Annotated in this window: 20 protein-coding genes; 8 read left to right on the top strand and 12 right to left on the bottom strand. The window is 66.2% G+C overall.

From position 1 onward, the window contains the following. Positions 1–3 precede the first annotated feature (3 nt). From aceF to lpdA, 3 genes are read left to right on the top strand one after another with little or no spacing between them, the layout of a single operon-like run. A complete protein-coding gene (gene aceF / locus AC1DN9_RS23880) occupies positions 4–1,662 on the top strand; it encodes a dihydrolipoyllysine-residue acetyltransferase (RefSeq protein ID WP_478104175.1) in 1,659 nt (552 codons plus the stop codon). After that, on the top strand, positions 1,659–2,249 hold the full coding sequence (locus tag AC1DN9_RS23875; RefSeq protein WP_478104173.1) for an MFS transporter: 591 nt from the start codon (positions 1,659–1,661) through the stop codon (positions 2,247–2,249). The genes aceF and AC1DN9_RS23875 overlap by 4 nt, the downstream gene beginning before the upstream one ends. Next, positions 2,246–4,066: a dihydrolipoyl dehydrogenase gene (gene lpdA / locus AC1DN9_RS23870; protein ID WP_478104172.1), complete on the top strand. Its 1,821-nt coding sequence runs from the start codon at positions 2,246–2,248 to the stop codon at positions 4,064–4,066. Before AC1DN9_RS23875 ends, lpdA begins: the two co-directional genes overlap by 4 nt. Positions 4,067–4,139: 73 nt before the next feature. Here the strand turns inward: lpdA and AC1DN9_RS23865 are convergent, their stop codons facing one another. Then, a complete protein-coding gene (locus tag AC1DN9_RS23865; RefSeq protein WP_478104171.1) occupies positions 4,140–4,700 on the bottom strand; it encodes a C40 family peptidase in 561 nt (186 codons plus the stop codon). Positions 4,701–4,944: 244 nt separating this feature from the next. Here AC1DN9_RS23865 and AC1DN9_RS23860 point away from each other — a divergent pair, with 244 nt between their 5' ends. After that, a complete protein-coding gene (locus AC1DN9_RS23860; protein ID WP_478104203.1) occupies positions 4,945–6,054 on the top strand; it encodes a PQQ-dependent sugar dehydrogenase in 1,110 nt (369 codons plus the stop codon). Between the two features lie 3 nt (positions 6,055–6,057). Here the strand turns inward: AC1DN9_RS23860 and AC1DN9_RS23855 are convergent, their stop codons facing one another. After that, complete coding sequence (locus tag AC1DN9_RS23855; protein WP_478104169.1) at positions 6,058–6,843, bottom strand: alpha/beta hydrolase; 786 nt, start codon at positions 6,841–6,843, stop codon at positions 6,058–6,060. 13 nt (positions 6,844–6,856) lie between these two features. After that, a complete protein-coding gene (locus tag AC1DN9_RS23850; protein ID WP_478104168.1) occupies positions 6,857–8,509 on the bottom strand; it encodes a 4-hydroxyphenylacetate 3-hydroxylase family protein in 1,653 nt (550 codons plus the stop codon). Positions 8,510–8,612: 103 nt separating this feature from the next. Between AC1DN9_RS23850 and AC1DN9_RS23845 the strand changes: the two genes are divergently transcribed. From AC1DN9_RS23845 to AC1DN9_RS23830, 4 genes are all read left to right on the top strand, one after another. Then, a complete protein-coding gene (locus AC1DN9_RS23845; RefSeq protein ID WP_478104167.1) occupies positions 8,613–9,212 on the top strand; it encodes an isochorismatase family protein in 600 nt (199 codons plus the stop codon). A gap of 94 nt (positions 9,213–9,306) precedes the next feature. Further along, positions 9,307–10,689 (top strand): acyclic terpene utilization AtuA family protein, encoded by a 1,383-nt coding sequence (locus tag AC1DN9_RS23840; RefSeq protein WP_478104166.1) that lies wholly within the window; start codon positions 9,307–9,309, stop codon positions 10,687–10,689. Continuing rightward, positions 10,689–11,054 (top strand): AtuA-related protein, encoded by a 366-nt coding sequence (locus AC1DN9_RS23835; protein WP_478104164.1) that lies wholly within the window; start codon positions 10,689–10,691, stop codon positions 11,052–11,054. The genes AC1DN9_RS23840 and AC1DN9_RS23835 overlap by 1 nt, the downstream gene beginning before the upstream one ends. Before the next feature lie 50 nt (positions 11,055–11,104). Further along, a complete protein-coding gene (locus AC1DN9_RS23830; protein WP_478104162.1) occupies positions 11,105–12,070 on the top strand; it encodes a Bug family tripartite tricarboxylate transporter substrate binding protein in 966 nt (321 codons plus the stop codon). Positions 12,071–12,076: 6 nt separating this feature from the next. Here AC1DN9_RS23830 and AC1DN9_RS23825 read toward each other — a convergent pair whose 3' ends face one another. The 9 genes from AC1DN9_RS23825 to AC1DN9_RS23785 form a co-directional block, all read right to left on the bottom strand. Continuing rightward, a complete protein-coding gene (locus AC1DN9_RS23825) occupies positions 12,077–12,916 on the bottom strand; it encodes a tetratricopeptide repeat protein (protein WP_478104161.1) in 840 nt (279 codons plus the stop codon). Further along, entirely contained in the window at positions 12,913–13,845 is a 933-nt protein-coding gene (ku, locus tag AC1DN9_RS23820) for a non-homologous end joining protein Ku (protein ID WP_478104160.1), read from the bottom strand. The genes AC1DN9_RS23825 and ku overlap by 4 nt, the downstream gene beginning before the upstream one ends. Positions 13,846–13,933: 88 nt before the next feature. Beyond that, entirely contained in the window at positions 13,934–15,160 is a 1,227-nt protein-coding gene (gene ccmI / locus AC1DN9_RS23815; RefSeq protein ID WP_478104158.1) for a c-type cytochrome biogenesis protein CcmI, read from the bottom strand. Further along, on the bottom strand, positions 15,157–15,624 hold the full coding sequence (locus AC1DN9_RS23810) for a cytochrome c-type biogenesis protein (protein ID WP_478104157.1): 468 nt from the start codon (positions 15,622–15,624) through the stop codon (positions 15,157–15,159). Before AC1DN9_RS23810 ends, ccmI begins: the two co-directional genes overlap by 4 nt. Next, positions 15,617–16,159 (bottom strand): DsbE family thiol:disulfide interchange protein, encoded by a 543-nt coding sequence (locus AC1DN9_RS23805; protein WP_478104156.1) that lies wholly within the window; start codon positions 16,157–16,159, stop codon positions 15,617–15,619. The genes AC1DN9_RS23810 and AC1DN9_RS23805 overlap by 8 nt, the downstream gene beginning before the upstream one ends. Then, on the bottom strand, positions 16,156–18,150 hold the full coding sequence (locus tag AC1DN9_RS23800) for a heme lyase CcmF/NrfE family subunit (protein WP_478104154.1): 1,995 nt from the start codon (positions 18,148–18,150) through the stop codon (positions 16,156–16,158). The genes AC1DN9_RS23805 and AC1DN9_RS23800 overlap by 4 nt, the downstream gene beginning before the upstream one ends. Beyond that, positions 18,147–18,626 carry a cytochrome c maturation protein CcmE gene (gene ccmE, locus AC1DN9_RS23795; protein WP_478104153.1) on the bottom strand — a complete coding sequence of 160 codons (480 nt, stop codon included), beginning with the start codon at positions 18,624–18,626 and terminating at the stop codon, positions 18,147–18,149. The genes AC1DN9_RS23800 and ccmE overlap by 4 nt, the downstream gene beginning before the upstream one ends. Continuing rightward, positions 18,623–18,763 (bottom strand): heme exporter protein CcmD, encoded by a 141-nt coding sequence (locus AC1DN9_RS23790; protein ID WP_478104151.1) that lies wholly within the window; start codon positions 18,761–18,763, stop codon positions 18,623–18,625. The genes ccmE and AC1DN9_RS23790 overlap by 4 nt, the downstream gene beginning before the upstream one ends. Then, positions 18,751–19,545 carry a heme ABC transporter permease gene (locus AC1DN9_RS23785; protein ID WP_478104150.1) on the bottom strand — a complete coding sequence of 265 codons (795 nt, stop codon included), beginning with the start codon at positions 19,543–19,545 and terminating at the stop codon, positions 18,751–18,753. Before AC1DN9_RS23785 ends, AC1DN9_RS23790 begins: the two co-directional genes overlap by 13 nt.

Genomic DNA, 19,545 nt, shown 5'->3' with positions numbered 1-19,545 from the left:
GATATGGCTCAAGTGGAAGTCAAGGTGCCGGACATCGGCGATTTCGATGAAGTCGCGGTGATCGAGGTGCTCGTGAAGGTCGGCGACTCGGTAAAGGCCGAGCAATCGCTGATCACGGTGGAGTCGGACAAGGCTTCGATGGAGATTCCATCGAGCCAGGCCGGCGTGGTGAAAGAACTCAAGGTCGAAGTCGGCAGCAAGGTCAAGGAAGGTTCGGTCGTGCTGGTTCTCGAAAGCGAAGGCGCGGCGGCCCCAGCTGCGGCACCTGCGGCTGGTGCGCCAGCTGCCGCGGCGCCTGCTCCGGCACCCGCACCGACTGCCGCCGCACCGGCGCCGGCCGCTGCGGCCGGTCCGATCGACGTCAAGGTCCCCGACATCGGCGACTTCAAGGACGTGGCAGTGATCGAGGTGCTGGTGAAACCCGGCGACACGATCAAGGAAGAGCAATCGCTCATCACCGTCGAATCGGACAAGGCCTCGATGGAGATTCCGTCGTCCGCGGCCGGCGTGCTCAAGGCGCTGAAGGTCAAGGTCGGCGACACGGTCAACATCGGCGACCTGATCGCGGTGATCGAAGGCTCGGCCGGCGCTGCCGCACCAGCCGCCGCGCCGTCATCGGCGCCAGCCCCTGCACAAGCCGCAGCGGCGCCCGCGTCGGCCAGCGCATCGGCTCCGGCCGCGCCCGCAGTCGCGCCTGCCGCCCACGATCCCACGGTCGCGCCCAGCGGCAAGCTGCCGCACGCGTCGCCTTCGGTGCGCAAGTTCGCGCGCGAACTCGGCGTGCCGCTCGAAGAGATCAAGGGCAGTGGACCCAAGGGTCGCATCACGCAGGAAGACATCCAGAGCTTCACCAAGGCCGTGATGAGCGGCGCCGCCAGCACGAAGGCAGCGGCCGCCAAGGCACCTACAGGCGGTGGAGACGGCGCGGCACTGGGCCTGATCCCCTGGCCAAAGGTCGACTTCACAAAGTTCGGCGGCGTCGAGCGCAAGGACCTCTCGCGCATCAAGAAACTCAGCGGCGCCAACCTGCACCGCAACTGGGTGATGATCCCGCACGTCACCAACAACGACGAAGCCGACATCACCGAACTCGAAGCCTTCCGCGTCTCCACCAACAAGGAAAACGAGAAGTCGGGTGTCAAGGTGACGATGCTGGCATTCGTGATCAAGGCGGTGGTCTCGGCGCTCAAGAAATTCCCCGAGTTCAACACCAGCCTGGACGGTGACCAACTCGTCTACAAGCAGTACTTCCACATCGGCTTCGCGGCGGACACGCCCAACGGGCTCGTGGTGCCGGTGCTCAAGGATGCCGACAAGAAGGGCGTGCTCCAGATCAGCCAGGAGATGGGCGAACTCGCCAAGAAGGCGCGCGACGGCAAGCTCGGTTCGGCCGACATGCAGGGTGGCTGCTTCTCCATCAGCTCGCTCGGCGGCATTGGCGGCACGCACTTCACGCCGATCATCAACGCGCCCGAGGTGGCCATCCTGGGCTTGTCCAAGAGCTCGATGAAGCCGGTGTGGGACGGCAAGCAGTTCGTGCCAAGGCTGACCCTGCCGCTGTCGCTGTCGTATGACCACCGGGTTATCGATGGCGCCCTTGCAGCCCGGTTCAATGCCTATCTGGGCCAGGTGCTAGCCGACTTCCGCCGCGTTCTCCTATGACCACGGTCGTGGCCGTCCGAAAAGGCGGCCAGGTCGTGATGGCGGCCGATTCGCTGGTGACCTTCGGCGACACGCGCTTGTCGTACAGCGCCGAGAGGAACCAGAAGCTGTTCATGGTCAACGATGCCGCAGGCCAGAGCATCTTTGCCGTGGCCGGCGCGGCGGCGCATTTCCTGGTGCTTCAGCATGCTTTGGCAGCGCAACCGGTGGAGGCGCTGCGCTTCGGCAGCAAGGACGAGATCTTCCGCACCTTTACGCTGCTGCATCCGGTGCTGAAGGACGCGTTCTTCCTGCAGACCAAGGAAGACGAGCATGAGCCCTACGAATCGAGCCAGTTCACCATGCTGCTGGCCAACGCGAGCGGCATTTACGGCATCTACAGCTATCGCGAAGTCTTCGAGTTCAAGCAGTTCTGGAGCATCGGCTCCGGACGCAGCTTTGCGCTCGGCGCGATGCATGCCGTCTACGACAAGGCGCGTTCGGCGCGCGATGTTGCCGAGGCCGGCGTGGCCGCGGCCTGTGAATTCGATCGCAACTCGGCCGGCCCGGTCGACGTTCTCACACTCAAACTGAAGGTGTCCAAATGAGCGAAGTACAAGTCAAAGTGCCGGACATCGGCGATTTCGCGGAAGTTGCCGTGATCGAAGTCCTGGTGAAGCCGGGCGACACGATCAAGGCCGAGCAGTCGCTGATCACCGTGGAATCGGACAAGGCCTCGATGGAGATTCCTTCGTCCCACGCAGGCGTGGTCAAGTCGCTGGCCGTGAAGGTGGGCGACAAGGTCAGCGAAGGTTCGGTGGTGTTGACGGTGGAGGCTGCGGAGGGTGCAGCCGCCGCTCCCGCACCGGCGCCGGCTGCACCGGCTGCCGCCCCCGCGGCGAAACAGGCTCCGGCGCCCGCCGCGCCGGCCAAGGCGCCAGCCGTGGCCTCGACCTACTCGGGCTCCGTCGACGTCGAATGCGACCTGCTCGTGCTCGGAGCAGGGCCCGGCGGTTACTCCGCCGCCTTTCGCGCCGCCGATCTGGGCCTCAAGGTCGTGCTGGTCGAACGCTACGCGACGCTGGGCGGCGTCTGCCTCAACGTGGGCTGCATTCCGTCGAAGGCGCTACTGCACGTCGCGGCGGTGATTGACGAGGTGAAGCATTTCGCCGACCTTGGCGTGAGCTATGGTGACCCCAAGATCGACCGCGCGAAGCTGCTCGGCCGCAAGAACAAGGTGGTCGGCAAGCTCACCGGCGGTCTCGCCGCGATGGCGAAGATGCGCAAGGTGACGACCGTGCGCGGCATCGGCGAGTTCGTCGACCCGTACCACGTCAAGGTGCAGGAAACAACCGGCGACGGCAAGGATATGACCGGCAAATCGCAGACCGTCAAGTTCCGGCACTGCGTGATCGCCGCCGGTTCGCAGGCGGTGCATCTGCCTTTCATGCCGAAGGACCCGCGCGTCGTCGATTCCACCGGCGCGCTGGAACTCGGCGTCGAACCCAAGCGGATGCTCATCCTGGGCGGCGGCATCATCGGCCTCGAAATGGGTTCGGTGTATTCCACGCTGGGCGCGCGGCTCGACGTGGTCGAGATGCTCGACGGCCTGATGCAGGGTGCGGACCGCGACCTGGTCAAGGTGTGGCAGAAGCTGAACACGCCGCGCTTCGACAACATCATGCTGAAGACCAAGACCGTGGGCGCCGAGGCGACGAAGGACGGCATCCGTGTCACCTTCGAAGGCGAGCAGGCTCCCAAGGAACCACAGGTTTATGACCTGGTGCTCCAGGCTGTGGGCCGGAGCCCCAACGGCAAGAAGATCGGCGCCGAAAAGGCAGGCATCACCGTCAGCGATCGCGGCTTCATCCCGGTCGATGTGCAGATGCGGACCAACGTGCCGCACATCTTCGCGGTCGGCGACATCGTCGGCCAGCCGATGCTGGAGCACAAGGCGGTGCACGAGGCGCACGTGGCGGCCGAAGTCATCGCCGGCGAGCAGAAGGGCGACCATGAACTTGCCAGCGCCGCTTTCAATGCGCGCGTGATTCCGAGCGTGGCCTATACCGATCCGGAAGTCGCGTGGGTCGGATTGACCGAGGACCAGGCCAAGGCTGAAGGCGTGAAGATCCAGAAGGGGTTGTTCCCGTGGACGGCCTCCGGCCGTGCCATCGCGAACGGGCGAGACGAGGGTTTCACCAAGCTGCTCTTCGACGCGGAATCGCATCGCATCGTGGGCGGGGGCATCGTCGGGACCCATGCAGGCGACATGATCGGGGAGATCGCGCTTGCCATCGAAATGGGTGCGGACGCGATCGACATCGGCAAGACGATCCATCCGCATCCGACGCTCGGCGAGAGCATCGGCCTGGCCGCCGAAGCCGCGCACGGCAGCTGCACGGACCTTCCCCCGGTAAAACGATAGGCAGCCTCCGCAGCCAGGGACACTCATAAAAAATCCCGCCAGTCGCGGGATTTTTTATTGGGTGCGGTGGTGATCAGTCGCCGGAGGCCTTGACGGTGTTCTCCTCGGCCGAGAGAACGCGGCGTGCGCCGCTGAAGCGCCTCTGCCAGTAGCTGCCGCTCATGTCTTCCACGCGAACCTGGGCGCCGGGCTTGGGGGCGTGGATGAACTTGCCTTCGCCGACGTAGATACCGACATGGCTGAACGCACGACGCATGGTGTTGAAGAACACGAGGTCACCGGGCTTGAGTTCGCTGCGGTCGATCTTCTGCGTTGCGGCCGCTTGTTCTTCGGCCCGGCGGGGAAGCAGGTGACCGACGGTCTGGTTGTACATCGCGCGGACGAAACCGCTGCAGTCGAAACCGGTCTCGACCGTGTTGCCGCCGCGGCGATATGGGACGCCCAGGAAGCCGATGGCTGTTACAACAAGGTCGGAAGTGCGGTCGACGACAGTCTGGCGAACCTGATGGAATTGGCCCAGAAAAGTCTTGTCGACGACCTGCCGTTCCACGTTGTCGTCAGCCCGGTCGACTTGCGGCGCGGCATGGGCGGCGAACGCAAGCAGCAGGCTGGCGGTGAAAAGGATGAGTCGCATGGACGCGTAGGATATGGACGACACCCCCCGGTGTCAATTTCAAGTAGGTTCGGGATTTTGCACCTAAGCTCTTGTCATTGATGGAGTTTTTTCATCCTCTCACATCAAAAAATGTAAAGGTTTCGATTATTGGGGATAAGTTCTTTCACAGATGTAATGCAAAAGGTTTTCAAATTCATTTCGAATGACCAAACGATTGCAAGACTCACGCCTTCGAAGGAGCACCATGACTTCCCTGTCGACGATGGCCCGCGCATGGGTCTCCTGCACGATTTTTCTTACATTGACGGTGGCCGTTTTGGCCGCGGCGGCGCCGCGATCGGAGGTCGTTGCGTCCGGTCTTGAGAACCCTTGGGGTGTGACTTTCCTGCCTGAGGGACGCTTTCTCGTGACCGAGCGGCCCGGTCGCCTCCGCGTTGTCGGCGCCGATGGCAAGCTCGGCCCGCCCGTGGCGGGGCTTCCGTCCATCGCAGCCGGCGGGCAGGGCGGCTTGCTCGACGTCCTGGCGGATTCGGCCTTCGACACGAACCGCACCATCTATTTCTGCTTCTCGGAGCCCGATGCGGCTGGGTCCGCCAACAGCACGGCGCTGGCGCGTGCGCAACTGTCCGCCGATGCCGGCCGCCTGGAGAACCTGAAGATCATCTTCAGCCAGCGGCCGAAGGTGGCGAGCCGCAACCATTTCGGCTGCCGCATCGTCGAGGCGAAGGATGGCAACCTGTTTCTCACGCTGGGCGAGCGCTTCAGCCGCAAGGAAGACGCGCAGAAGCTCGACAACCATCTCGGCAAGATCGTCCGCATCGGCAAGGACGGCTCGGTGCCCAAGGACAACCCCTTCGTCGGCAAGCCGGGTGCGCTGCCCGAAATCTGGAGCTACGGCCATCGCAACGGCCAAGGCGCGACGCTGGCGCCGGACGGCACGCTGTGGATGCACGAACACGGCCCGCAGGGCGGCGACGAGATCAACATCCCGCTGCCCGGCCGCAACTATGGCTGGCCCGTGATCACCTATGGCGAGAACTACGGCGGCGGCAAGATCGGCGAGGGCATCACCCACAAGGACGGGATGGAGCAGCCGATCCACTACTGGGTGCCTTCGATCGCGCCTTCGGGCATGGTCTTCCTGACCAGCGATCGTTATGGTCCCGACTGGAAGGGCAACCTGTTCGTGGGATCCCTCAAGTTCGGCTATCTCGACCGGATCGAACTCAAGGAGGGCAAGGTGCTCGCCGAACACAAGCTCCTCGAAGAAGGCCATGCGCGCATTCGCGATGTGAAGCAGGGCCCCGACGGATGGCTCTACATCCTCACGGACGAGTCCAACGGCAAGCTGCTGCGGCTGCTGCCGAATTGAGCATCACGGAAGACAAGCCGGCAAGGGCAGGATCGGCAGGATGTCCTGCCAAAGCTGCCGCCATTCCGGCCAATTGTGCCCACCGGGTGTCAGGAAGACATGGTCGTCGGGGAGCATGGCGGCCAGGAGGCGGTCGCTGAACGCAAAGCGATCATCGATGCCGAAACCCAGGTAGAGCTTTGGCAGGTCGGTCGGTCCGGTCGCGGTGCCGTAGCGCTGCAGCCAGCGCCACAGGCGCTGCTCGCCCTTGTCGCCCGGCAGCATCTCTGTCGGCGCCTGCCATCGCGACAGGCCCCCGGCGTTCGCGATGTCGATGCTGATGGTGCGCTCGCCCAGGTACGGCGCCAGCGCCACGATGCCGGTGATGTCGCCGGGATGCGCTGCCGCATAGGCCAGCCCTCCATAGCCGCCGACCGAAATGCCGAGGATCCAGATCGACGTGTAGCCGTGTTTGTGGGCAGGCGAGATGACGTCGTCGCGAAGATGATCGAGGATGTTCATGTCGTAGTAGTAGCCGACTTGGGCGTCCACCCGCAGGATGTCGACCGCGAGTTGTCGCTCCTGAACCGCCGCGACAAAGCCTTCGCGCACGAACTCGTCGGGATTCGAGAAGGCGCCCGGCAGCATCACGAGAAGGGTCCTGGCATCCGGCGTGCATGAACTCTTCTCGAGCACGGTCTTCATTGGCGCGTCAGGCGCCGGCCAGAACAATCCGCAGCCGGCGAGCAGGAGCGCGAGGGCGCTCGTCGCGCCCCACTTCAACCAGGCAATGCACTGCAGGCGTGCCATTCGTCGTGGCCGTTCAATCGACCCGCGACGCGGCGGAGCGCGAGACGGGCAAGTCCACCATCACTGCCTGACCCGGTGTCGTGCAACCCGTATCGCAGCATCGGCCGGGCTGGCGGTTCCTGGTGATGGCGCGCTGGGGATCGTGCGGCGCCGCCGCGGGCGAACCGTCGGCGGCGATACCGCGCTCCAGAATGCGCTCGACCAGCTCCACCTTCGATCCGACGGGATAGTTGCGGTAGATCTCCTGCTTCATCGCTGCCGGCGAGCCGCCGCCGTGCAGGCTGATGGTGCTGTACCAGCCGCCCTGGTAACCGGCGGTCAGGTCCTCGATGAAGCGCGCGGTCTCGACGCGCTGTTCGTACGGAATGTCCGGGTTCGCGCGCAGCACTTCGGAAAGGCGCGCCGCCGTCTCGGGGTTGTGGTCCTCGTCGGGGCCGGGCAGGGCGACGATCAGCCCACCACTCACATAGTGCGCGATGCGGTGCATGTCGTAGATCTTCGTCGCCAGCAGCAGCTTGCCGATGTTGCTGAAGACGGCGTCCGGCATGAAGACATCGCAATGCGCGTCGGCCTTGCCGTACACGCTCGCCGCGACCCCGCAGGCAAAAAAGCTCTCGGTGATGGTGATGAGTTCCACCATCTGCTCGCGCAGGTGCGTTTCGCGGCCGGGATCGAAGCCGTTGGCCTCGCACATCAGCGCGCCCGCGCCAATCAGCAGATCGCCGAAGCCCGCACGCGCGCCGATGCAGCTGTGGCGATGGTGCGTGGCGTAGCTGTAGGTGAGATGGCTGCTGTGCTCCCACTCGCCGGCGTAGAAGACGCTGTCCCACGGCACGAAAACGCGGTCGAACATGCAGACGCCGGTGCTCTGTCCGTACTTGCGGCTGAACAGCGCTTCGCCGTGCTCGAGCTTTTCGCCCGGCCGGCCGGCGGGCCGCGCGACGATGGTCAAGCCGGGTGCGTCGAGCGGCACCGCACAGCAGACCGCGAAATCCGCGTCCTCCTGGCCCATGTTGCGGCACGGCATCACCAGCAGTTCGTGCACGTAGGGCGCGCCCGTGACAATGGCCTTGGTGCCCGAAATGACGATGCCGCGCACGCCGTTTCGGACGGTGTTGCGCTCGACGATGTGCACATAGCTGTCGGCGTTGGCCTGCTCGTGCGGACGCTTGCTGCGATCGCCCTTGGCGTCGGTCATCGCGACGCCAAGCGTCAGGTCCTGGTCCTGGATGCGATGGAGGTATTCGGTGAATCGCGCCGTATGCTCCGTCGTCCCGCGTGCGTCATCGATGCGGGCCGACACCTGCGCGATGGCGTTGAGCGCGTCGTGCGTCAGGTAGCGCTGGGCGCAGCCCGTCTCCTGGCAGACGAGCCGGACGGCTTCCAGCTTGTTGAGCAGGTCGCCCGAACTGGTGTTGATGTGCGAGAGCCGATTCACGCGCTTGCCGCTGGTGTGCTGCACCGCCGTCATGAGGGGCGCGTACTGCGCCTTGAGCGCGTAGTCATAAGTCAGCGCGATGGCATTGATGCCGGGCTGGAAGGCCCGCTCGTCCGCCACGCTCTCGACCCGGCGCCCGTCGACGAAGACGGTGGGGCGGTAGCGCCGGAGGGATTCACGATAGTCCTGGCCGGACATGAGCGTGACGGTCGAAAGCGGGGCGTTCATCGTCTCTTCCTTGTTCGATGCTTGCGAGCGGGATGTTTTTAGCATCAACGCGAACTTTTCGGTGGTACGTTCTAGCCCCCGCTATTTTTAAAAGATGCTTTCCATGCTGCTCGATGCATCGCAATCCCAACTGGTCCTGGTCGACTATCAGGCGCGCCTGATGCCCGCGATCCTCGAAGCGGACGCCGTCGCGAAGAATGCCGTCCGACTCGGCAAGATCGCCCAACTGGTGGACGTCCCCGTCTGGGGCACCGAACAAAACCCCTCGAAACTCGGCGAAAACCTGCCCGACATCCGCGCCCTTTGCCAGCGTACGTTGGCCAAGATGCATTTCAGCGGCGCCGAGGAAGGCCTCGGCGAATGGCTGCGCGTGCCGGCGAAGGCGCCGCAGGGCAATGCGCGAAGCCTCCCGAAGCACCTGCAGAAGCAAGCCGCGCCCGAAGAGCGCAACACGATCGTGATCGCGGGCTGCGAGGCGCACGTGTGCCTGCTCCAGACGGCGCTCGATCTGCTGGAGGATGAATTCGAGGTGTGGGTCGTGACCGACGCCTGCAGCTCGCGCACGGAACGCAACCGCGACGCCGCCTTCGACCGTCTCGCCGGTGCGGGCGCGGAGCTCGTGACGACGGAGATGGTCGGCTTCGAATGGCTTCGCACCGCCGAGCATCCACGCTTCAAGGACCTCCAGGCGCTGATTCGCTAGTTCGCTGCCGTTCACGCTCGGCAATTCGAGATTCGGATGAATCCATCCGAATTTTCGATTTCACGGATCAACGTGTGCGCTCTACAGTGCGCCCATGACCCGTATCGACCAACCTGCGCTCCTCGTCGGCTGTGCCGCCGGCTTTTCCGGTGACCGGACCGATGCCGCCGGGCCGGTGGTCGACACGCTCATCGCCCGGCTCGAAAGCGGTCCTCCGGGCCAGCGGGCCTTCCTGATCTTCGAGACGCTGGCCGAGCGCACGCTGGCTCTGGCGCAGCTGCGTCGCCGGGCCGATCCCGAAGCGGGCTATGAGCCGCTCCTCGACGCGATGTTGCGACCGGTGTTGTCGAGATGTCTCGCGTACGGGATCCGCATCGTCAGCAATTTCGGCGCGGCCAATCCACGTGCAGCGGCCCGGCTCATCGCGCGCATGGCGACCGAACTCGGCGCGCAGCCGCCGCACATTGCCGTGGTAGAGGGCGACGACCTTTCGGCGCCGGCGCACCTTGCCCTGCTGCGCGAGCAACTGGGCGCGCAGATGGACGGCATCCGCATCGTCAGCGCCAATGCCTATATCGGGGCGGAGCCGATCGCCGCCGCGCTCGATGCGGGCGCGCAGATCGTCGTGTGCGGCCGGGTGGCCGATCCGTCGCTCACCGTCGGGCCGGCGATGTCTCATTTCGGCTGGCGCCCCGACGACTGGGAAAAGCTGGGCCGCGCGACCATGGCCGGCCATCTTCTCGAATGCGGCGCGCAGGTCTGCGGCGGTTACTTCGCCGATCCGGGCTACAAGGACGTGCCCGGCCTCGATGCGGTCGGCTTTCCGATCGCCGAGATCGAAGCCGACGGCAGCTGCACGATCGGCAAGGCCGACGGCACCGGCGGGCTCGTGACGGAGGCCAGCGTCAAGGAGCAGTTGCTCTACGAAGTGCACGACCCGAGCGCCTACCTGACCCCCGACGTGGTGGCCGACATCGCCGATGCCGAAGTGCATGCGGCAGGCACGGACCGCGTGGCGTTGCGCGGTGTGCGCGGCCATGCGCGGCCGACGCACTTCAAGGTCAATATCTGCCACGAAGGCGGCTGGCTCGCGGAGGGCGAGATCTCGTACGCGGGGCCGCGCGCCGAGGCGCGGGCCAGGCTGGCGGCCGATGTCCTCAGGAAGCGCCTCGACGGGCTGGTGCTCAGGGTCGATCTCATCGGCGCAGTCAGCGTGCTGGGCGACGACGCAGGGCGAACCCTCGCGGGGACGCCCGATGCCGGCCTGCGCGATGTCCGCCTTCGCGTCGCCGCGACCCACGACGATCGCGCGCAGGCCGAGCGCCTCGCCCGCGAAGTGACTGCGCTCTATACCTGCGGCCCAGCCGGCGGCGGCGGCGTGCGCACCGCGCTCACGCCGAGACTCAACACGATCTCGTGCCTGCTTCCGCGCGAGTCCGTGCCGGTGCGGCACCAGCGCGTCGAGGAGCTCTCCTGATGGGCGCGCACATCGACGTCCCTCTCTACCGCGCCGCCCACGGCCGCACGGGGGACAAGGGCGATCGCTCCAACATCAGCGTCATCGCGTGGCATCCAGAGCTCTATCCCTTGCTGGTGGCGCAAGTCACGACCGAGGCGGTGGCCGCGCAATTCCGTCACCGTGCGCCGACTGGCGTGGCGCGCTTTCTGCTGCCGAAGCTTCATGCAATGAATTTCGTGCTCGACGGCGTCCTCGACGGCGGCGTGAACGATGCACTGAATCTCGACGCGCATGGCAAGGCGCTGTCATTCCTTCTGCTCGATCTCCCCATCCAGGTGCCCCGCGAACTGGCCCACCTGCTGGCCGGCACCAGCGAAGACTGAATTCCGATCCCGACTTCCAACATCCGACATCCATCTTCAGGAGACAAACAATGATTCGCTTCCCGTTCGCTGCGCTGGCCGCCGCATTGGCCATCGCACCCATGCTGGCCCAGGCCGATGCCTTTCCCGAGAAGCCCATCACCTTCGTCGTGCCCTTTGCCGCCGGTACTGCGACCGACCAGATCGCGCGGGCGATCGGCAACGGCGTGACCGCCGAGACGAAGCAGGCGGTGGTGATCGACAACAAGGCGGGTGCCAGCGGCTTCATCGCGTCGCAGCAGGTGGCGAAGGCGCCGGCCGACGGCTACACCGTGCTCATCACGACCAACACCACGCACGCGGCCAACGAGCACTTGTTCAAGAAGCTGCCGTACGACCCGGTCAAGGACTATGCGCCCATCGCGGCACTGGGCAAGGGCGGGCAGATCATGGTGGTCAATCCGTCGTTTCCGGCAAAGACGGTGGCGGAGTTCGTGGCAATGGCCAGGAAAGAGCCCGGCAAGTACAGCTTCGGCAGCGGCAGTTCGTCGAGCCGCATGGCCGGCGAGTTGCTCCAGCAGATGGCCGACATCAAGCTGCTGCATGTGCCGTACAAGAGCAACACGCTCGCCGTGACGGACCTGCTGGGCGGCCAGATCGACATGATGATCACCGACACGGCGACCGGCCTGCCGCAGGTCAAGTCCGGCAAGTTGCGTGCGCTGGGCGTCTCCAGTGCCAAGCGTTCGCCGCTGGCGCCCGACGTGCCGACGATCGCCGAGGCCGGCGTCAAGGGCTACGAGATGGGCTACTGGTTCGCCGCCTACGCGCCTGCGAAGACGCCGCCGGCGGTGGTCCATCGGCTTAACGAATTGCTGGTCAAGGCGGCGAAGAGCGATGCCGCGAAGGCAGCCTTCTACGACCCCACGGGCACCGACGTATTCACCACCTCGCCGGAAGAACTCGCCAAGTTCCAGTCCGCCGAGTCGCAGAAGTGGGGCCGCATCGTGAAGGCTGCCGGCATCGAGGCCGAATGAGTCCCGCTATTTCTGCAGTCGCCGGTAGGCGCTGAAGTGGCGGATCGCCTCGCGCCGATGGCCGAGATGGTCGTGCAGCCTCGCGGCGTTGAAGTGCGCATCGGCAACGGTGGCGTCCAGTCGCAGGCAGTGCTCGTAGGCACCGAGCGCCTCGGCAATGCGCCCCACGTCCTCCAGGGCCACAGCGCGGTTGAAGTGCAGCAGCGGCACGTCCGGAAGCCGGCGCAAGGCTTCGTCGTAGAGCACGACGGCTTCTGCGGCGCGACCGGACTCGCACAGGATCGCGCCGAGATTGAGATACGCATCCGCATGATCGGGCGCGAGGGCCAGCGCGTGCCGGTAGGCAGTCTCTGCCGCCTTCAGGTCGGTCGATTCGAGATCCTCGCCTTCGGCGAAAAGGGCTTCCGCAGAGGCTGCACTCGCGGACGGCTCGTCGTTTCGGCGCCGGTCCACGAAGGCCACCGCGCCGCGCGTCGCGGCGATGTCGAAGTCCATGAGCAACTGGCCTGTCTCGGCTTCCCACTGGCTCTCGCGGTCCCGCACGGCGATCGAGCTTCCCACGGCGGTGATCCGCAGTCCGGTCAGCGGCAGTTCTTCCGGCAGCGTCGCTTTCAGCCGCTGCAGCGCGCGCAAGATCTTGCGTGTGGGAATGTCGGCCGCCTGCAGGTCGTGCGCGGTTCTCAGCAGCACGACGTCGCGGAAGGAAAAGCGGTAGGCGTTGCGCGGCCCCCGGGCGGGTTGCACGAATCCGTTGGCGATCAGCCCCGCGATGGCGCTCCGGGAGAGGCCCAGCATCTCCCGGATGCTGCGCAAGGTGTGCGGCGTTTCGGGATGATCGATGGTCACTTCCTGGCGCGCGCGCTGGCGGGTGCGGCGACGCCGGCTGTCTTCGCTGCCCGCTTGACGCCCTTGCGCTCGTTCGCGACAAGCGGGGTGACGACTTCGGCCGCAGCCGGGGCGCGTGCCTGGCGCTTCGCGGCACCTGCACCGGCACCGGATTTGGCGAGGCTGGCGCGCAGCATCTCGGTCAGGTCGATGATCTGTCCGCCCGAAGCCGCTTCCTCATGGTGCTCGACGGCCACGACCTGCTTGCCGGCGATCTTGGCGTCGATGGCCGCGAGAACGCGCTGTTTTTCCTCGTCGACGAACTGCGTCGGGTCATAGCTGTCCTGCGAGATCTGGTCGATGAGCTGGAGTGCCAGTTGCACCTCCGCGGCGGAAGGCGTGATCTCCTCGATCTGCAATTCCTTCATCGATCGCACTTCGTCGGCATAGAGAAGCTGCTGCAGCACCAGCCCATCCTCGGCCGCGCGGATCTGCACCACGTACTGCTTGCCCTTCCAGGCCCACTTCGCGAGGGCGCAGCGGCCGCTCTTGTGCATGGCCGCGCGCAGCAGCGTGTAGGGCTTGCCGCCGCGCTTGTCGGGCGCGATGAAATAGGCCTTGTCGTAGTAGATCGGGTCGACCGCCTTCTCGGGAATGAAGGCGACGATATCGATGGTGTGCGTCGCGCTCTCTTCGACGGCCTTGAGTTCGTCGGGCGTGAAGAGCACGTAGCGATCCTTCTCGAACTCGTAGCCCTTCACCATCTCGGAGCGCGGCACCACGATGGATGGATCCTTCTCGGACACATATTGCTGCTTGACGCGCGAACCGTCCTTGGACAGCAGGTTGAACCTGACTGTGCCGGAGCTCTCCGTGGCGGAGTAGAGCTTCACGGGAATCGACACCAGGCCGAAGCTCAGGGACAGCGAAGCGAGGGAACGAGCAGGCATGCGAACCTCCAAGGAGGCTCAGGGCGCCTCCTGGCCGCAGGATGCCACGTTCCGCGGCGATCGAAAAGGCCGTGGCGACGGGGAGGCCTTATCTTGGCGCGCGACCGACCGGCACCGTGTCGTCGATGACGATCTTCAGGTCACGCCTGCCCACGGTCACTTGTCCTGCGCTTCCGATGAGGTCGCCCTCCGATGGCATCGCGTTCCCGCTCGCGGAAATGCGTGCTTCGACCACCACCTGGCTTGCACCCGACAACCGATGGTCGGGGCGCATGGCCAGGCTGTCGTCGAGGACGAAGGCGAAGGGCAAGTCGCTGACGCGGCGCTTCATCACGGCCAATGGAAGGCGGGAGCCATCGACGGGGCGCGCGTACACGAAGACCGTTTCGTCGGGCCGTGGCGTCCTTGGTGCCTTTTCGCCCAGGCTGACTTGGCCTGCCACGGATGCAGAAGCAGCAGGTGCAGCCGATCCACGCGCCTGTGCGATGTTCGCGGCGATCGTCGCTGCAGTCTGGGAGTCCGATGGAAGCATGCGATGCAGGTGTTCCCAGTACCGTATGGCTTCCGTCGCATCACCGCGTTCCATGGCGGCACTGGCTGCCAGCGCCAGTGCCTTGGGCTGGTCCGGGTCCAGCGCCAGCGCGCGCCCGATCTGCTCGAATGCCGGACCGTTGAGCGCGCCGCCGTCGACGCTTGCGAGCACGTCGGCATAGTCCGCGCGCAGCGCGGCTTCGTCCGGGGCGAGCGCGATGGCTCTGGCGTAGGCCGAAGCGGCGTCCGCGTGGCGATCCAGGGCCTCGTAGGACCGGGCCAGCATGTACCAGCCTTCGACGTCGTCGGGCTGACTGCGCAGGCGCTGTGCCAACTGATTGACCATGCCCTCGATCTGCGACTCACTCGCTTCGTGGCCGCTGTCCGGTGCATGGGCCGGATCGCCGGCGTGCCAGAGCGCGACGGGATTGCCAAGATGCAGATAGAGAAAGATCGCCGCGCTGGGCAACACCGCCAGCAGAAGGCCGGCCAGCAGGGGCGAAGGCCTGTCCGGATGGCGCACGGCAGGGCCGGCCTGCGCAGGAAGCGCGCCGTCCAGCAGGCGCCGGGCCACCTCGTCGCGCGCCGCTCGACCGTGCACGGGGTCGAGGGCTCCGGCATTCAGGTCGGCTTCGATGTCGTCAAGTTGGCCTTGGTAGAGGTCTGCCACGGGGTTGGTGTCGCCACCGGCGGTGGTGCTCCCGCGAGGACGCAGCAGAGGAGGCAGCAGGCAGGCCATTGCGGCTGCGATCAGGATCGCGGCGAGCAGCCAGAACGTGATCATGGCCCGGGCTCCTCGGCCAAGGGGGCGCGGGATCGGCCGAGCAAGGCATCCAGCCGTTTCAGCTCTTCCTCGTCGAGTGGCGCAGGGGCCGCCGCGCGACGCATCCTGTTGCGAACCACAGCGGCGGCGACGAGCGCCAGCAACATCAGCGGACCAAACCACAGCAGCCAGGTCAGGGGCTTCAGCGGCGGCTCGTACAGGACGAAGTCGCCATAGCGTTGGACGAGATAATTCTTCACGGCCTCGTCGCTGGCGCCGTTTCGCAACTGCTCGCGAATCTGCCGGCGCAGGTCGACGGCGAGTTCGGCCTGCGAATCCGCCAATGTCTGGTTCTGGCAAACCACGCATCGAAGTTGCTGCGCCAGCGCATGCAAATGCGCATCGAGCTGCGCCTCGGTGGGGGCGGCGATGGCGCTCGACACCAGTGCGAGGGCCAGCCAGATGGCCGCGATGCGCCTAGGCATGCGCGTCCTTCTCGCGCTCCAGATCGCGCAGGAGTGGCGCCAGCGTGCGCTCCAGGAACTCCGCGGTCATCGGGCCCGCGTGGCGATAGCGGATCACCCCGGCCCGGTCGATCACGAATGTCTCAGGTACGCCGTACACCCCGTAGTTGATGCCGGTCGATCCATCGGCGTCGACCAGCGTTGCCACGTAGGGGTTGCCGAGTCGCTTCAGCCAGTCGCGAGCGGCACCCGGCTTGTCCTTGTAGTTCAGGCCGTACACGGGGAAGTGCGATCGCGCGACGAAATCGACCAGCAGCGGGTGCTCGAGCTGGCACGGCGTACACCATGAAGCCCAGACATTGAGCACCCACACCTTGCCGCGCATGTCGCCGACGCGCACGCTGGGCCCGTCAGCGTCCAGCAGCGGCAGTTCGAACGCCGGTGCCGGTTTGCCCACCAGGGGCGAGGGCAGCGCATGGGGGTCCCGTCCCATGCCGGCAGCCAGCGCGATGGCCAGCGCCAGGAACGCGCCCAGCGGCAGGAGGAAACGCGTCATGCCTGCGCCTCCTCCACGGCGTTGAGCGCCGGCGGCGTGTCGGCATGCGGCGCGGGCGCGCGTTGCCGCGCGCGGTAGCGGCGGTCGCTCGCGGCCAGCAGTCCGCCGGCCGCCATGAGCAGGCAGCCGATCCAGATCCAGTCGACGAAGGGCTTGACGTGGATGCGCATCGCCCAGCTTTGCGCATCGACGGCTTCTCCCAGCGCCACATAGAGGTCGCGCGTCAATCCGACGTCGATGGCGGCCTCGGTGGTGGGCATCTGCTGGCTGCGGTAGACGCGTCTCTGTGGCGCCAACGTGGCGACGGGGCTTCCGTTGCGGCTGACAGTCAGCGTCGCGGCGAGAGCCTCGTAGTTGGGGCCCACGAAAGGCGACACGCCATCGAACCGGAACTCGTAGCCTGCCAATTCGAGCGTATCGCCGCTTTTCATCGGCAGTTCGCGCATGCTTTCCTGGCTGCTGACCAAGGTGACGCCGGCGATGAAGACACCGACCCCGGCGTGGGCGACCAGCATGCCCACGTAGCTTGCGGGCAGTTGACGCAAGGCGGCCAGCCGGCGGCCGCGCTGATGGCGAAGTCGATCGGCCAGATTGGCGATCGCGCTGGCGATGGCCCAGCAGGCCAGCAGCAGACCCAGGCCCGTCAGTGCCGAGGCGTTGCGCAACACGGCCAGCAGTCCCGCGCTGATCGCGAGGCTGGCAAGCGCCGACCAGCGCAGGCGCGTCGACAGGTCCGCCCATGCCGCGCCGCGCCATCGCACCCACGGCGCGGCGCCCATGAGCAGAACGGCCGGTGCCATCAACGGCACGAACACCTGATCGAAATACGCAGGGCCGACGGAAATCTTGCCGAGCCCCAGCACGTCGATCAGGAGCGGGTAGAGCGTTCCGAGCAGGACCGTGGCCGCCGCCACTGCGAGCAGGACATTGTTGGCCAGCAGGAAGGACTCTCGCGACAGCGCGGCGAATCCGGTGCGTCGCGCCAGCTTTGGCGCGCGTGCGGCGAACAGCACCAGGGCCAGCCCTGTCACCAGCCCGAGCAGGGCCAGGATGAAGGTGCCGCGCAGGGGATCGACGGCGAAAGCGTGGACGGACGTCAGCACGCCCGAGCGGACGAGGAAGGTGCCGAGCAGGCTCAGCGAAAAAGTGAAGATCGCAAGCAGGGCGGTCCAGGCGCGGAACGCGCCGCGCTTCTCCGTCACCGCCAGCGAATGGATCAGCGCCGTGCCGGCGAGCCAGGGCATGAAGGAGGCGTTCTCGACCGGATCCCAGAACCACCAGCCACCCCAGCCCAGTTCGTAGTAGGCCCATGCACTGCCGAGCATGATGCCCAGCGTCAGGAATGCCCATGCCGCGATTGTCCAAGGGCGGGTCCACCGCGCCCAGGCGGCATCGAACGTTCCGGACAGCAGCGCGGCGACAGCAAAGGCGAAGCTCACCGAAAAGCCCACGTAGCCCATGTACAGCAAGGGCGGGTGCAGCACCATCCCGGGGTCTTGCAGCAACGGATTGAGATCGCGTCCTTCCATGGGGGGCGGCAGCAAGCGCACGAACGGGTTGGACGCGAACAACAGAAACAGAAGGAACCCCGCGCTGATCGCTCCCATGACACCCAGCACGCGGGCCACCATGTCCAGCGGCAGGCGGCGACTGAACAGCGACACGGCCGCGGACCAACCGCCGAGCATCAGCGTCCACAGCAACATCGATCCTTCGTGCGAGCCCCAGACCGCCGTCAGGCGATAGGCCAGCGGCAGCGCGGTGTTCGAGTTGGCGGCCACGTACCGGACGCTGAAATCGTTGTCGACGAAGGCCCATGCCAGCGAGACGAAAGCCATGAGCACGAGCGAACCCTGCAGGCGTGCGGCGGGACGCGCCATTTCCATCCAGCGGGTCCTGCCGGTGACGGCGCCCGCGAGCGGCAACGCAGCCTGGACCAGCGCGACCAGCAGCGCGACGATGAGGCAGAAATGACCGAACTCCGCGTTCATGGCTCTGCGGCGCGCAGGGCGCCCCCTTCTGCGCCGGCCATCTGTCGCCTGACCTGCTCGGCCTTCTTCAGCGCGTCGGCGGCTTCCGGCGGCATGTAGTTTTCGTCGTGCTTGGCCAGGACCTCGGTCGCGGCGAACACGCCGTCCTCGCGCAGCTTGCCGTTTGCGACAACGCCCTTGCCCTCGCGGAACAGGTCCGGCAACAGACCTCGATAGACGACCGGCACGGTGCGCGCGGTATCAGTGACGACGAAGCGAATGGTCAGCCCGTCCCCTTCGCGGCGAATCGACCCCGGCACGACCAGACCCCCTAGGCGGAAGTTGCGGGCCACCGGCGCTTCATGTGCGAACACCTGCGTCGGGCTGAAGAAGAAGACCAGATTGGAGCGAAAGGCGTTGAGCACCAGCGCCAACGCGGCGCCAGCGCAAACCAGGGCCGCCGCCAGCATGCCGAGCCTGCGCCGCCTGGCGGTCATGGCGCAGGCGCCGACACGGCACGGTAGCGCCGTCTCAGCCACAGGACTTCGACGCCGAGGAGTGCGAACGCCAGGCCGAACGCGGTCGCGACATAGGCCGTGTGCGGATCCGATGCAAGCTGCGTCAGCCAGTCCATGCTTCGCTCCCTGGTCGATCTGTCGCCTGAAGGCCGCCGCGCTCGCGCAGGATGCAACGCACCCGGACCAGCGCGACGGCGATCGTGTACATCCAGCAGGCGAGCGTCATCAGCAGCATGCCGCCCAGCATGGTCGCCGCCATCGATGGTGCCGCGGTGAGGCTGATGGACGCGCCCTGGTGCAGCGTGTTCCACCACCGCACGGAGAAGTAGATCACCGGGACATTCAGCGACCCCACGAGTGCAAGCACCGCGCAGGCGCGCTCGGCGCGCCGAGATTCGTCGACCGCCGCTTCGAGCGCCAGGTAGCCCAGGTACAGGAAGAGAAGAATCAGCTCCGATGTGAGGCGCGCGTCCCACACCCACCACGTGCCCCACGTGGGCCGACCCCAGAGCGCACCGCTCGCCAGCGCGATGAGCGTGAAGACCGCACCGGTCGGCGCCAGCGCTGACGCCATCATCGACGACAGACGGGTATGGAAGACCAGTGCCAGCGCGCTGTACATCGCCATGACCAGATAGATGAACATCGACATCCACGCCGCCGGGACGTGAATGAAGATGATGCGGTACACCTCGCCTTGCTGCGCATCGGTCGGCGCGACCACGAAGGCGACGTACAACCCCGCCAGGAGGAAGGCCAGGGCCGCGGCGAAGAACCATGGTGCGAGGCGCCGTGCCAGCGGGTCGAATCGCTTCGCCGAGGCGAAGGCGAGCCACCTTCGTCCGAGCGCCCAGGCCGGTGCACGGGTTCTTTGCGTCGTGCTCAGGAGGTTGCTCAT

Source organism: Variovorax sp. 05L425 (assembly GCF_056397705.1).
This window is presented reverse-complemented; position numbering and strand designations above follow the sequence as displayed.